Origin of the sequence: Acinetobacter sp. USHLN143, assembly GCF_037145695.1 — a bacterium.
In the GTDB taxonomy this organism is placed as follows: Bacteria; Pseudomonadota; Gammaproteobacteria; order Pseudomonadales; family Moraxellaceae; genus Acinetobacter; species Acinetobacter fasciculus.
In genome coordinates, this window is the sequence record NZ_JBBCWZ010000010.1 from 18,410 (window position 1) to 33,246 (window position 14,837).

Annotated in this window: 12 protein-coding genes and 2 tRNA genes; 5 read left to right on the forward strand and 9 right to left on the reverse strand. The window is 44.4% G+C overall.

Annotation, left to right across the window (positions count from 1 at the left end; translation table 11 throughout):
* Positions 1–249 precede the first annotated feature (249 nt).
* Positions 250–1,221: a methyltransferase gene (locus WFH18_RS04685; protein ID WP_004730189.1), complete on the forward strand. Its 972-nt coding sequence runs from the start codon at positions 250–252 to the stop codon at positions 1,219–1,221.
* 125 nt (positions 1,222–1,346) lie between these two features.
* On the opposite strand, the gene WFH18_RS04690 is transcribed toward WFH18_RS04685, so the two are convergent.
* From WFH18_RS04690 to WFH18_RS04725, 8 genes are all read right to left on the reverse strand, one after another.
* Positions 1,347–1,436, reverse strand: a tRNA-Ser gene (locus tag WFH18_RS04690).
* Between the two features lie 87 nt (positions 1,437–1,523).
* Complete coding sequence (locus WFH18_RS04695; RefSeq protein WP_004279566.1) at positions 1,524–3,560, reverse strand: FAD-dependent oxidoreductase; 2,037 nt, start codon at positions 3,558–3,560, stop codon at positions 1,524–1,526.
* Between the two features lie 107 nt (positions 3,561–3,667).
* On the reverse strand, positions 3,668–4,021 hold the full coding sequence (locus WFH18_RS04700; RefSeq protein ID WP_008303621.1) for a hypothetical protein: 354 nt from the start codon (positions 4,019–4,021) through the stop codon (positions 3,668–3,670).
* Positions 4,022–4,255: 234 nt separating this feature from the next.
* Positions 4,256–5,950, reverse strand: coding sequence for a D-lactate dehydrogenase (gene dld, locus WFH18_RS04705; protein ID WP_121979739.1), 1,695 nt, complete (start codon positions 5,948–5,950; stop codon positions 4,256–4,258).
* Between the two features lie 156 nt (positions 5,951–6,106).
* Positions 6,107–7,261, reverse strand: coding sequence for an FMN-dependent L-lactate dehydrogenase LldD (lldD, locus tag WFH18_RS04710; RefSeq protein ID WP_048881570.1), 1,155 nt, complete (start codon positions 7,259–7,261; stop codon positions 6,107–6,109).
* 3 nt (positions 7,262–7,264) lie between these two features.
* On the reverse strand, positions 7,265–8,008 hold the full coding sequence (lldR, locus tag WFH18_RS04715; RefSeq protein ID WP_004893693.1) for a transcriptional regulator LldR: 744 nt from the start codon (positions 8,006–8,008) through the stop codon (positions 7,265–7,267).
* Between the two features lie 21 nt (positions 8,009–8,029).
* On the reverse strand, positions 8,030–9,691 hold the full coding sequence (gene lldP / locus WFH18_RS04720) for an L-lactate permease (RefSeq protein WP_048881571.1): 1,662 nt from the start codon (positions 9,689–9,691) through the stop codon (positions 8,030–8,032).
* Positions 9,692–9,964: 273 nt separating this feature from the next.
* Positions 9,965–10,135, reverse strand: coding sequence for a hypothetical protein (locus tag WFH18_RS04725; protein WP_155858011.1), 171 nt, complete (start codon positions 10,133–10,135; stop codon positions 9,965–9,967).
* Positions 10,136–10,194: 59 nt separating this feature from the next.
* Here WFH18_RS04725 and argG point away from each other — a divergent pair, with 59 nt between their 5' ends.
* A complete protein-coding gene (gene argG / locus WFH18_RS04730; RefSeq protein WP_121979740.1) occupies positions 10,195–11,535 on the forward strand; it encodes an argininosuccinate synthase in 1,341 nt (446 codons plus the stop codon).
* 84 nt (positions 11,536–11,619) lie between these two features.
* Here argG and WFH18_RS04735 read toward each other — a convergent pair whose 3' ends face one another.
* A complete protein-coding gene (locus tag WFH18_RS04735) occupies positions 11,620–12,891 on the reverse strand; it encodes a GGDEF domain-containing protein (RefSeq protein WP_121979741.1) in 1,272 nt (423 codons plus the stop codon).
* Between the two features lie 152 nt (positions 12,892–13,043).
* Here WFH18_RS04735 and pyrC point away from each other — a divergent pair, with 152 nt between their 5' ends.
* The 3 genes from pyrC to WFH18_RS04750 all read left to right on the forward strand — a co-directional run bounded on the left by pyrC (position 13,044) and on the right by WFH18_RS04750 (position 14,818).
* Positions 13,044–14,078, forward strand: coding sequence for a dihydroorotase (gene pyrC, locus WFH18_RS04740; RefSeq protein ID WP_121979742.1), 1,035 nt, complete (start codon positions 13,044–13,046; stop codon positions 14,076–14,078).
* The gene (rnt, locus tag WFH18_RS04745; protein WP_004279557.1) at positions 14,063–14,722 is read left to right on the forward strand and encodes a ribonuclease T; all 660 of its coding nucleotides are present in this window, start codon (positions 14,063–14,065) and stop codon (positions 14,720–14,722) included. Before pyrC ends, rnt begins: the two co-directional genes overlap by 16 nt.
* 20 nt (positions 14,723–14,742) lie before the next feature.
* A tRNA-Glu gene (locus tag WFH18_RS04750) sits at positions 14,743–14,818 on the forward strand.
* Positions 14,819–14,837 lie beyond the last annotated feature (19 nt).

The window sequence follows — 14,837 nt, forward strand, 5'->3', positions numbered from 1 at the left end:
AGTTCGCAAAATCATAATAAGGCTGCTTAACCAATAAAATTATGCCTACGACCTATACAAATCCAACCAATTCTCATCACATTTTTACCTAAGCAATGCATTATTTAGGTGAATATAAACTGATCCCTTTCCATGGAATCCAGTGCTGTATAGCTTTGATCATTCACGACTGGTTTGATATTGTCTTTTGCAGGCATAAAGTGAATTAATCTTTTCATGTAGGTTAAATAAATAGAAGAGCATATCCGTATGAACCAAATTTTAGAGATGCAAAGCATCCAGCAACAAGCTTTGCTTTATTTATTAGCCTTTTTAAAACAACAAGATTATCAGTTTACGACCATTACACCGCTTTCCCACCAGCGAATTCTGAATCGAAAAAAGAATGAAATTTATAAGCACAGAACCCATCAGGATATCTTTGGCTGGAATCTAAACTTTAAAAAAACTGATCTTGATTCTGCCCTTTTTACATTATTGCAAGAACATCAGCTTCTACAGGTTCAGGAAGATCAATACTTGAGTCAGGTTCGGGTTTCTTCACTCGATGGCGAACTCTTTATTCATTCAGCTTTTCCAACCACTCAGCAAGATGCGGTATTTTTCGGTCCGGATACGTATCGCTTTATCTATCATCTCAAGCAATATCTAGCTGCTCAGCCTCGCCCTTTTAAACGGGTCGTGGAAATGTGTTGTGGCACTTCAGCAGCCGCGATCAGCATTGCCAGACATTTTCCAGCTGTGAATGAAATGATGGTTGCAGACCTGAATCCCAAAGCCTTGCTCTATAGCCAGATTAATATCAGTTTTGCCGGCTTAAACCATATTCATCCGGTTCAAAGTAATTTATTTTCCAATCTTGATGGAAAATTTGATCTGATTTTTGCTAATCCACCGTATTTAATTGATCCCGAACAACGTCAATATCGTCATGGCGGTAATGCGCTGGATGGCTGTGATTTATCATTCAGGATTATAAAAGAAGGTCTACAGCGCCTGAATTCTGGCGGACATTTATTTCTATATACCGGTGTGACCGTGACTGAACATGGCAATCTGTTTTTGCAGCATCTTAAAGATTTGATGAAACAGCATCAAAATATAATCTGGTCCTATGAAGAAATTGACCCGGATATTTTTGGTGAAGAACTGGAACAACCGGCTTACCAACATGTGGAAAGAATTGCGTTGGCATTAATCAAAATTGAAGTAGGCAATTAAAGAATATTTATTAATTATGGAATTTTAAAATTTTGACTTTGTTCGCTATCAGCTTATTTTAAATCGTTTTATTAAAATCATAGAAATAAAAAAACCCCAATCTTTCGACTGGGGTTTTTAAAATTTGGCGGAAGCGGTGAGATTCGAACTCACGGAGGACTCACACCCTCGTCGGTTTTCAAGACCGGTGCATTAAACCGCTCTGCCACGCTTCCATGGGCGCAATAATACGGAGCTTTTGTCCGGCTGACAAGTGAAAATTACAGTGAATGCAATCAACTGCATATAGTTTCATCAAATCCTTACAGTTTTGCTGCTAATTCCGCTCCCTCACGAATGGCGCGCTTGGCATCGAGTTCAGCAGCCAGTTTTGCACCGCCAATAATATGATACTGCGCCAAGGTATTTTCCCCAGCACTCGGCATCAGGTCTTTTACCGATTCCTGACCTGCACATACCACAATGGTATCCACACGCAATAATTGAGCATGGCCATCTACCTCAATCCATAAGCCTTCATCCGTGACAGATTTATATTGCACACCGCGCAACATCCGCACGGCATGTTTTTTTAACTGGGCACGATGTACCCAGCCTGAAGTCTTGCCTAGTCCTGCGCCAAGCGGTGTCTTTTTACGTTGTAATAGATAAATTTCCCGTACTGGAGGTTCTACTTCAGCACGCTGTAACCCGCCTTCAGTCACATAATCTGGATGAGAATCTACACCCCATTCACGCTTCCACTCATCCACAGGTTGCGGCTGTATTTGATGCGGTGGCTTTAATAAAAACTCGGACACATCAAAACCGATCCCGCCTGCGCCAATGACCGCAACACGATCACCGACAGGTGCGCCACGTAGCACTTCTGCATAAGATAATACTTGTGGTGCCTGACTGCCTTCGATATTCAAGGCACGCGGCACAACCCCTGTAGCCACAATCACCTCATCAAAACCCTCACGCTCCAACTGCTCGCGGTTGACTCGGGTATTGAGACGCAGATCAACTCCAGTTTTTTCTAGCTGCACTTTAAAATAACGAATCGTTTCGTGAAATTCCTCTTTCCCCGGAATGACTTTAGCCAGGTTGAACTGTCCGCCTACTTCATGACTGGCCTCAAACAGCGTCACATCATGCCCGCGACTGGCTGCGACAGTAGCCGCTGACAGACCTGCAACACCACCACCAATCACTGCAATACTTTTCGGTTTTTTGGTTTTGACATAGACCAGTTCGGTCTCATAAGCGGCACGCGGATTGACCAGACAGGTTGCGCGCTGGTTTTTAAAGGTATGATCCAAGCAAGCCTGATTACAGGCGATACAGGTATTGATTTCATCAACACGATTGGTTGCGGTTTTGTTGACCCAGAAAGCATCGGCCAAAAGTGGACGTGCCATCTGTACCATATCTGCCTGACCAGAGGCCAGAATCGCCTCGGCAGTGTCTGGCATATTGATCCGGTTAGAGGCAATCACCGGCACCGAAACATGTTTCTTAACTTCAGAAGTGTAATCGACAAAAGCAGCTCGAGGCACGGAAGTCACAATAGTTGGAATACGTGCTTCATGCCAGCCAATCCCGGTATTGAGCAAAGTAATTCCTGCCTTTTCCAAAGCTTTAGCTACGGTAATCACTTCCTGCATGGTATTGCCATCATGTACCAAATCGAGAAGTGACAAACGGAAACAGATAATAAATTTCTCACCAATTTCAGCGCGAATCGCTTTAACAATTTCTACGGCAAAACGCATCCGGTTTTCAATCGGGCCGCCCCAACGGTCAATACGCTGATTGACATGACGACTTAAAAACTGATTCAGCAAATAGCCTTCAGAACCCATGATTTCCACGCCATCATAGCCAGCCTTTTTGGCAATGATGGCAGTTTTCACATAATCCTGAATGGTATTCAGGATCTGTTTATCTGACATTTCACGCGGTTTAAAAGGAGAAATTGGTGATTTGATCGGGCTGGCCGAAACCACAAAAGGCTGATAGCCATAACGTCCGGCATGCAGAATCTGTAAAAGAATTTTAGCACCATGCTTATGCACTGCATGTGTCACCAGTCGATGCGGAGCAATATCTCCCAAGGTATTCATGGTCCCACCTGCAGGCAGTAACCAGCCCTGACGGTTTGGAGAAATACCACCCGTGATGAGCAGCCCTACCCCACCTTTGGCACGCTCGCCAAAATAAGCTGCCAGTTTGGGATAATTATAGAAACGATCCTCCAGCCCGGTATGCATTGAACCCATCACCACCCGGTTTTTAATCGTGGTAAATCCCAGATGAAGCGGTTTTAAAATATTCGCATAACGAGTCGTTGTCATGGCTATTCCCTTTGATGATGGCTTTGCAACTTGTTGCATATTACTCTAGCGTGTTTTTTATTTTTGTTTATGGCATTTTCACAAAATTATTGCTTTCTCAGGTCAACTCAGGCCTCCCACTGTTTCGCCGAGCTTTTCCATAATGCAATTGCCCCCAGTACTGTTCCTACAGGAAAGCTCAACAGCATCAGCACCGCCATAATTCGGGAAAGTGTACGTCCCTCGCCCTGACCTTTCTTAACTTTCAGAGCTGCCTGAATATTGAAATAGATCAATACCAGCATTAATAGAATGACAAATCCCAGGCTGATGGTTGAAGCGGTTCTTTGCTGAGATTCAAGATAAAGAAATACTGCGCCACTAAAGATCAACAGGCCGGCATAAATGCCATGCAATACAGACAAAGTCTGATTACGCTCATGTAGTCGTGGCAGCTGTGGCGGGGTGATACTTGAATTCATAAGAGACTCCTAAAAACTTGTTATTGTTGGTTTTATCGTATCAGGAACAGATAATGATCTCTACTTGGCATATTAAAACCCAAGACTGGATTTAAATCAGCAATTTTTCGATCTATTGCAAGATTCGTACAACCTGTATTTTTCCAATGTTTTATAGATAAAAAAATGCAGTGCGAGCACTGCATGAGATAGGCCAGATCATATTTTTATTGTTGTTATTCCCAGTTTTTCTGCTTATTTCCAATATTTCAGCTTTGAGCTATGCCCAATACCAACATTAAAACTATTGGTCGGGTCCAGCTTCTGGTAATGGTTTTTTAATGCCGGTTTGGCAATGTAGAGATGCCCTACATTATGTTCAGCCGGATATTCCGCACCACGATCATCCAGCAGCTTCCACATGGCATGTTCCATCTTCAGCGGATTAACCCCTTTTTTCACAATATAATCCTGATGAAATACATGGCACAGGAAGTGACCATAATAAAGTTTATGTAAGATCTGCTCTTCCATCTCCTGTGGCAGGGTTTCTACCCATTGGCGGTCATTCCTACGCAGCGCAATATCCAGCGCCACAATATCTTCCACTTCACTTAAATGGGTATCACGGTAACGAATTGCTGCACCAGCTACGGCAAAACGGTGCAGAAATGCCTTACGTCCTTCGTCTTCGGTGCAGAGAAAATAGTTCCCGCCAGGATGGGCCTTAAAGTAGCCTTCAAAGAATGCCTGTACCTGTGCCACATCCTGATTTTCAATTCTGAGAATCAGATGATGCTCATACAGATCACGGTATTCGTTCATGCGTTTTGGCAAATGTGATGGCAGCATTTTACTGATCATTTGCAAAATTTTGTCGCTTAAACCACGTAGCCCCATTTTCTGCAATATCCCATCAACCTTGTCTTTCATGGCAAATGCGGCAGGCACTTTGGCAGTACCAAATTTTTCAATGAACATAAAAGTGTCTTTGCCGTATTCCGCACCGATGTCATAAGCCACACGGTGAATATATTCTCCAGCAATCGGCAGACGCGGCAGATCTTTGAGCAAAAAACGACGGATTTCCGTCAGGTCATCCTGCGAGTTAGTGCCGACATAGAACACTTGGCTTGGGATTTTTTCAAAAGTATCCAGACGTACTGCAAAAACACACACCTTGCCCGCAGAACCAGAGACTTCAAACAGACGGCTTGGATCTGCATTGAAACGTGCCGGAGTATCAGCATCGACCTGACGCACATCCTGACTATAACGATGATCTGAAGCACAGCGATGTTCCTGCTGCTGGATATCCTGCTCATTATATTGTTTCTGCTCCAGATTTTTCAGAATCTCTTCCGGACTATGACCCAGATGGATACCGAGATGATTCACCAGCTCCAGTTCGCCATGTTCATTGACACGCGCATACAATGCCAGTTCAGTATAGGCCGGCCCACGGCGAACCAAGGCTCCACCGGAGTTATTGCACACACCACCCAACACCGAAGCACCGATACAGGATGAACCAATCACCGAATGCGGTTCACGGTTAAATGGTGCCAGCTGCTTTTCCAGTGCATCAAGTGTTGCACCCGGCAAACAGACAACCTGTTTGCCCTCCTGGATCACCTGAATACCTGCCAGACGGCGAGTACTCATCACAATCACTGGACGGTCATATTCACCAAACGGCGTTGAACCACCAGTTAAACCGGTATTGGCTGCCTGCATAATCACAATACAGTCTGCTGCAACAGCAATTTGCAATACTTGCCATTGTTCCAGTAATGAACCCGGAGTGACGACCGCAAACACCTCACCTGAACCATAACGCCGGCCCTGCCGATACAAACGAGTATCGTGATCGTCCGTCAACACATGTCGCTGGCCGACCACAGCGACCAGATTGTTTAAGGTCGCAGTAGGGTCAAATGAGTTTTGCATAGTAGAGCCCCGTTTCATTTTTATAGCTATCTTTTTATAAAATTAGCCATAAGCATGTTTTGGATTTTTAATCTTGAATAGATGAAATAGCAGCAATTCTGTTGTTCCGAATTGCTCTAGGATGACCACGATTTAGAGTGGTCATCCTGATTGGTTTTATTGTGAAATTTCGCGATCGAGCCTTACCAGACAATCCTGTGTAATGTCAGCAATGGTCTTGGCACCTGTTAAGGTCATGGCAACACGCATTTCCTTGTCGATCAGATCAAGAAGGTTGCTGACACCAGCCCCGCCTGCAGCACCCAATGCATAAACGAAGGCCCGACCGAGCATACAGGTGTCCGCACCCATTGCCAGCATACGCACCACATCCAGACCATTACGGATACCAGAGTCGACCAGGATTTTCAGTTCACCTTTTACCGCATCAGCAATTGGTGGCAAGGCACGTGTGGTAGATAACACACCATCTAACTGACGACCACCATGGTTGGATACTACAATGCCATCCGCACCGAAACGCACAGCATCTTTAGCATCTTCAGGATCCAGAATCCCTTTGATCACCATCGGACCATCCCAATAGTCACGGATCCATTCCAGATCTTTCCAGGAAATAGACGGATCAAAATTGGCACCCAACCAGCCGATATAATCTTCAAGGCCTGTCGGTTTACCGAGGTATTTCGAGATATTGCCCAAGTCGTGTGGACGACCCATCAAGCCGACATTCCAGGCCCAGTGCGGATGCATGCAAGATTGCATATAACGGCGCATCGCTGCATTTGGTCCACTCATGCCGGAATGCGCATCACGGTAACGTGCACCCGGCACTGGCATATCCACGGTAAAGACCAGCGTTGAACAGCCAGCTGCCTTGGCACGTTCCAAGGCATTTTTCATAAAGCCACGGTCACGCAGGACATACAGCTGGAACCACATTGGGCGCTGGATCGCTGGTGCCACTTCTTCAATTGGACACACAGATACCGTCGACAAAGTGAATGGAATCCCTTTTTGGTCTGCCGCAACTGCTGCCTGCACTTCCCCACGGCGTGCATACATACCGGTCAAGCCTACAGGTGACAAGGCCACCGGCATCGAAAGGGTTTCATCAAATAATTTAGTTTCCAGATTTAGTGCTGACATGTCATTCAAGACACGTTGACGCAGCGCTACTTTTGATAAATCTTCTACATTGCGTTTCAGCGTGTATTCTGCATAAGCCCCACCATCAATATAATGAAACAGGAATGGTGGAAGACGACGTCGTGCGGCTTCACGGTAATCATTTGCAGAAGAGATAATCATAATTTAGATCCTGTTTAATCGGCTCATACGCTGCTGACGGGCTTCATCCTCATCAATCGTGCGTACTTGCTGAATGACAAACTCAATGTGTCCACAAACTGCCTGACGTGCAGCTTCTGGATCTTGACGCTCAATTGCGGCCATCACCTTAAAGTGCTGGTCCTGCAACTGATCAAAACGGTGGGCTTCGGAATAGACTTTGCGTCGTCCGAGTACCACATTAAATTGCAGCAGGTCGAACAGACTGCGCATCAACTGGATCAGCACCACATTATGCGATGCTTCGGCAATGGCAAGATGAAAACGGGCATCCGCGCGAGCTGCCTCATCGTCATCACCCAACAGCTGATAATGTGCAATCTGGTCATAACACTGTCTGATTTTTTTTATATCATCGGGTGTGGCGCGCTGTGCGGCATACCAGGCTGTACCGCCTTCCAGAATCAGACGAGACTCCTGAACATCAAAACGGTATTCAGGATCAACATCCATTAAGTCACTTAAAGGCTGCACAATATGATGCTGTGACCAGTGATTCGGCAGTTCCTGCAAATAAGTACCGGCACCAACACGGCTCACCAGCATGCCCTGGCTAACCAGATGTTGCAGCGCTTCTCGCAACGAAGAGCGCGACACGCCTAACTGCTCACATAATTTACGTTCTGCGGGCAAACGGTCCCCGACCTGCATATGATTTTTTTCAATCAGACTACGCAGACTTTGTACGACTTTATCAGAGACTTTCATTGCACCGCCCTCAGTATGGTGTTATGGAATCATCCATGGGAACACATAAGCTTGTAAGGTGATAATGATACCGATCATCACCGTGAAGGTGATACTGTGTTTTACGGTAAAGCGGAATAAATCCGATTCTTTACCGACAAGACCTACTGCGGCACAGGCAATTGCAATCGATTGTGGTGAAATCATTTTACCGGTTACACCACCGCTGGTATTCGCTGCCACCAGCAATACTTCAGGTACACCGATCTGCTGAGCCGTGGTTGCCTGTAAAGCCGAGAACAATGCGTTTGCTGAAGTATCAGACCCTGTCAGGAATACACCGACCCAACCCAGGAATGGTGAGAAGAACGTAAATGCTTGTCCTGTATGTGCCAAGGCTAATGCCAAGGTTGCCGATAAGCCCGAATAATTGGCAATGAAAGCAAACGCCAATACCATACCAATTGAGTAAATCGGTGTTTTCAGCTCATTTACTGTTTCAGCAAAGGTCGCTACTGCGTCTTTCGGTTTCATTTTCAGGTAAATGATGGTGATGATTGCAGCGATCATGATCGCTGTACCCGTCGCCGACAACCAGTCAAATTTATAGATCGCGTCGTAGTCTTTCGCTTCAGCGACCACCGGCGGCAACTTTTGAATCATTTGATGCAGGAAAGGCACTTTAATAGAAATTACTAAATCACTTAAAGCCCCATCTTTGGCAAACAGATCTTTAAATGGTTTGATGCTCCATAAAGTTACCATGGCAGTCAGTACCGCAAATGGCGACCACGCTTTAATAATTTGACCGATGCTATATTTTTGCTGGCTTGCCAAAGCAATGTTGCTATCGACCAGTTGTTCATTATCAAAACGGAAAATATGTTTTGGCTGCCAGAACTTGAGTAATACCGTTAAGCTCACCAAAGATGCAATCGCTGCAGTGATATCAGGTAATTCAGGACCTACATAGTTAGCAGTCAGGAACTGCGCCAGGGCAAAAGAACCCCCACCGACTAAAATTGCAGGCCAGGTTTCTTTCACACCACGCCAGCCATCCATGATTGCCATAATCCACACCAGTACGATGGGTACCATGATTGGCAACTGACGTCCTACCATCTGGCTGATTTCCATGGTGTCTACGCCTGATACCTGACCAGCGACAATAATCGGAATTCCCATCGCACCAAAAGCCACAGGTGCAGTGTTCACAATCAGACATAAACCCGCGGCATACAGTGGTTTAAATCCAAGACCTACTAATAACGCTGCAGTAATTGCAACCGGTGCGCCAAAGCCTGCAGCACCTTCCAGAAAAGTACCAAAAGCGAAGCCGACCAATAACATTTGTAAACGCTGGTCTTCGGTTAATGACAGGATCGATGAGCGAATAATGTCAAATTGACCGGTCTTCACTGAAATCTTGTAAAGGAATACGGCGCCAATAATAATCCAGGCAATCGGCCACAAGCCGTAGAAGAACCCATAGACCATGGAAGCCAATGCCATAGTGACTGGCATTTTGTAGAGGAACATTGACACCAGAAATGCCAAAGCCACAGTAATCGTTCCCGCTACACTGCCCTTCATTCTGAAAACAGCAAGAGCAAGAAAAAAGAATACGATTGGAATAAGGGCGATCGCGCTGGAAATCCAGATATTTCCGATTGGATCGTAAATTTGTTGCCACTGTTGAAGCATTCTCTACTCCTTGAAATGCTTGTTTGTTATTTCATTACAGGACATGTTCAAAAGCTTATTGGTATGACCAATTTAGCATTAAACAGACCAATATCGGTCTTTTATCCAGCCAAAGTTAATGAAATATTTAAAATACTGCAATAGCTAATTTATTAAAATATAATTGGTATGACCAATTTTTATATTAAAAGATGGAATTCAATATAAGTGATAGCTAAGCAACATCCGGTATTTAACAGGTCGAGAGAAGCAAAGGTTGAAATAAAATGAAGCCTATAGAACTTTAGTCTTAGCCAGCTTAAAAACCCCAGATTTGGCTAATTCAAGGCCATTTGTGATGGCTCTCTTTGCATTAGATTGTTTATTTTTTTGTCTATTTTTTAGATTTTGCATTTTTTTTGCGAAAACTTGCCATTTGAAAGGTGTTACAATATCTGCATTCAAAATTCTCCTTGGCCACCAATATAAGTGGTGCCTATATTATTCTATCGTTAGGATTAACAATGTCTGATAATGCAACTATCTTACAGAATGTACCTGTAGGCAAAAAAGTTGGTATTGCCTTTTCTGGTGGTCTAGATACTTCAGCAGCCCTGTTGTGGATGAAACAAAAAGGCGCAGAACCTTATGCATATACTGCAAACCTGGGTCAGCCTGATGAAGATGATTACGATGCCATCCCAAAGAAAGCTGAAGCGTATGGCGCAGTAAAAGCACGTTTAATCGACTGCCGTCTACAGCTTGCATTAGAAGGTATTGCTGCAATTCAATGTGGTGCGTTCCACATCTCAACTGGTGGTGTTCCTTACTTCAACACAACGCCACTGGGCCGTGCAGTAACAGGGACAATGCTTGTTACCGCAATGAAAGAAGATGACGTCAACATCTGGGGCGACGGCTCAACCTATAAAGGTAACGACATCGAGCGTTTCTACCGTTATGGTTTGTTGACTAACCCGAATCTTAAAATCTATAAGCCTTGGTTAGACCAGACATTTATTGACGAGCTTGGTGGCCGTGCTGAAATGTCTCAGTTCCTGATCGACAACGGCTTTGACTACAAAATGTCAAAAGAGAAAGCTTATTCAACTGACTCAAACATGTTGGGTGCAACTCACGAAGCCAAAGATCTTGAATACCTGAATGCAGGCATCAAAATCGTTGACCCAATCATGGGTGTTGCGTTCTGGAAGGAAGAAGTTGAAATCAAACCTGAAGAAGTGTCGATCACTTTTGAAGAAGGCTTCCCAGTTGCAATCAACGGTCAACGTATCGAAGATCCTGTTGAGTTCATTCTTGAAGCGAACCGTATCGGTGGCCGTCATGGTCTAGGTATGTCGGATCAGATCGAAAACCGTATCATTGAAGCGAAATCTCGTGGTATTTATGAAGCTCCAGGTATGGCGCTGCTTCACATTGCTTATGAACGTCTGGTGACGGGTATTCATAACGAAGATACCATTGAACAATACCGTATCAACGGTCTTCGTTTAGGTCGTCTTCTTTACCAAGGTCGCTGGTTCGATTCTCAAGCGCTTATGCTTCGTGAAACTGCTCAGCGTTGGGTTGCTAAAGCCATCACAGGTACTGTAACTTTAGAACTACGTCGCGGTAATGACTATACGATTATGAACACTGAATCTGAAAACCTGACATACGAAGCTGAACGCTTAACGATGGAGAAAGGTGATTCTATGTTCTCACCAATGGATCGTATCGGTCAGTTGACCATGCGTAACCTGGATATCACGGATACTCGTGCGAAACTGGGCATCTATACAGAGACTGGTTTATTGGCAGTTGGTTCAGCATCTGCAGTGCCACAACTAAAAGACAAAAACTAAGTTTTAGTCCTTTTTAGTTTCATAAAAAACCGCTCCTGATGAGCGGTTTTTTATTGAGGGTTCGTTTATTGATTGTAATAATCTCTAACCATTTGCGATATCTGAATTGACTGAACGAATGGACTGATAATAAATCTGGTTGCGTCCAAGCTGTTTGGCACGATATAGCGCCTGATCCGCGATTCCCAATAAGGCGTCTTTATCAATATCATCTTCACCACGATAAACGGTAATGCCTAAACTGATGGTGATATGTTTCGCAACCAAGGATTTTTCATGTGGAATTTCCAGACGGTCAATCGCCTTAAAGATATTTGAAGCCACCGCATAAGCACCATGTGCATCCGTTTCTGGCAAGAGCACCACAAACTCCTCCCCGCCATAACGCGCTACAAAGTCCATATGTCGGATCGCATTCTTGATGGTTTTGGCAATAGTCGAAATGACATCATCACCTTTCTGATGCCCATAAAAATCGTTGTAATTTTTAAAGAAATCTACATCGATAAACAGAATCGCCAAAGCCGTTTCTTCACGGCGTGCACGTTCAAAATGGACCTCCAGTGTCTCATCAAAGGTACGTCGATTGGAAATCTTGGTCAGCTCATCATACTGACTCAAATGTAATAATTCGTTGGTATGAATACGCTGGATCTGCTCACTGATTCTGGCGCGAATGCTATAGAGAAAAATCACACGTTCACGGGCAAAAATCATATGGCTAATCACATAACCCAGCAAGCAACCTCCAATTAAAATCCGTCCAAAAACCATAGGATTAAATTCAACTGAAAGGCTAAACAATACAAGAATAGTAGTTGCCGCAGCGAATAATCCGGTGACCAGCATCTGAATCGGTTTAATGCCGGTCAGAATATAACCCAGGATATACACGATCGTGACTATCGCCATGGATTGATGCTGCAAGGCATCAGTTTTAATCGACATGGTGATACATGAAATTGACACCTGTACCCAGAATACCAACAGCATCGAAGCCTGAGGAAAAAAGCGCTTGATCTTGGGTAAACAGGAGAACATATAAAAAATGATTAATGACACGCCACCATTAAGCAGGCCCAGCATACACAGGACAAAATCATGCACGAAATATTCTTTGCTGATGCTCCAGTAATCTGTAGGAATCATTACCACTAAAAAAAGGAAATAGGCTAGTACTCCAGCCCAGACATATTTTTCGACATGTTTGCGGGCGCGTTCCAGATTTTTGGTCCAGAATTCTTGTTCCAGATTTTGAGGGAAGACCGGGCCTACACGCTGGCTTTGCCGTGTAATCAGTTGTTCTATGTCTTCTTTATCATCTTGCAATTTCGCTAGATTGTACTTGTATTCCATTGCCAAGTATTTATGTAATTTTTTTATTAATTTTAAAATAACATACTTTTTAAAATTAATTTATACATATCCCTTATTTTGTAGCGCTTTCTCGTTACCATTTTTACTATAGATGGATTATCATTTGTTTTATTTGTTCGACTGAATTTGCCTTGAATACGATTACGATTCTCCAGCCAGATGATTGGCACGTTCACCTGCGTGATGGTTTAGCACTTCAACGTACCGTTCCCGATTTAGCCAAGCAGTTTTCTCGCGCCATTTGCATGCCAAATCTGGTGCCACCCGTTAAAACCGTCGAAGAGGCCAATGCCTACCGTGAACGCATCATGGCACATGTGCCTGAAGGGGTAAATTTCGACCCACGTATGGTACTGTATTTCACTGACAACACCCCGGCAAGTGAAGTTAAAAAGATCAAAGACTCTGCGTATGTCAATGCCATCAAGCTCTATCCTGCGGGTGCGACCACCAACTCCGACAGTGGTGTGAGCGACATGAGCAAGGTCTACGGCGTAATTGAACAGCTTGAAGAACACCAGGTGCCTTTATTACTACATGGTGAAGTAACGCATAATCATGTCGATATTTTTGACCGTGAAAAGCGTTTCCTGGATGAAGTGCTGGCACCGTTACTCAGACAGTTTCCAAAGCTGAAACTGGTACTCGAACATATTACCACCAGCGAAGCCGCAAACTTTGTACTTGAGCAAGACCGCAATGTCGCTGCAACCATTACGCCACAACATTTATTGTTTAACCGCAATGACATGCTGGTCGGTGGGATCAAGCCGCATTTCTACTGCTTGCCAATTTTAAAACGTCAAACGCATCAGCAAACTTTGCTGGAAGTCGCAACCAGTGGTAATCCTAAATTTTTCCTGGGAACAGACAGCGCACCGCATTCAAAAAATGCAAAAGAAAATGCGTGTGGCTGTGCAGGATGTTATAGTGCGCCGACTGCTATTGAGCTGTATGCTCAGGCATTTGATCAAGTGGGTAAAATTGAACGCCTGGAAGGTTTTGCCAGCCATTTTGGTGCAGACTTCTATGGCCTGCCACGTAATACCAATACCATTACCCTGGTTAAAGAAGATCAAGTAATCCCTGAAAGTTTAGACTATCTGGATGGTGAACAGATTATCCCTCTATATGCGGGTAAAACCATTCAATGGAGAAAAGTGTGACAAATGAAACGCTCCCAATCATTGGTCAACGTTTTCGTGGATTCTTACCTGTAGTTGTCGATGTCGAGACTGCAGGTTTTAATGCGCAGACTGATGCATTGCTGGAAATTGCGGCCATTCCGATTGTTTATAATGAGGAAGGTCAATTTGTGCCGGGTCAAGCTTACCATGCACATATCAATCCTTTCGAAGGGGCAAACCTCGACCGACGTTCGCTGGAGTTTATTGGGATCGATCCTTCTAATCCAATGCGAATCGCCATGGCCGAAGATGAAAAAACTGCGCTTAAGCGTATTTTTAAATCTGTGAATGAAGTGCGTCGCCAGCAAAACTGTACTCATGCGGTTTTAGTCGGACACAATGCACATTTCGATTTAGGTTTTCTTCAGGCCGCGATTGCGCGTACCGGAACCAAAAACCAGAACCCGTTTCATAGTTTTTCTGTCTTCGATACAGTGACTTTAAGTGCTGTGATGTTTGGTCAGACCGTACTGGCAAAATCCTGTATTCAGGCTGGAATCGAGTTTGATGGCAAAGAAGCACACTCTGCATTATATGATACGCAGAAGACCGCTGAACTGTTTTGCTATATTTTAAACAAACTCGCACCTCACCTGCTTGACACTCTGGTGGCGGATCAATAAGATACCGCCATCTTCTAAACGTCCCTATCGTCTAGAGGCCTAGGACATCGCCCTTTCACGGCGGTAACCGGGGTTCGAATCCCCGTAGGGACGCCATCTATTTTTTCTCTTCTTT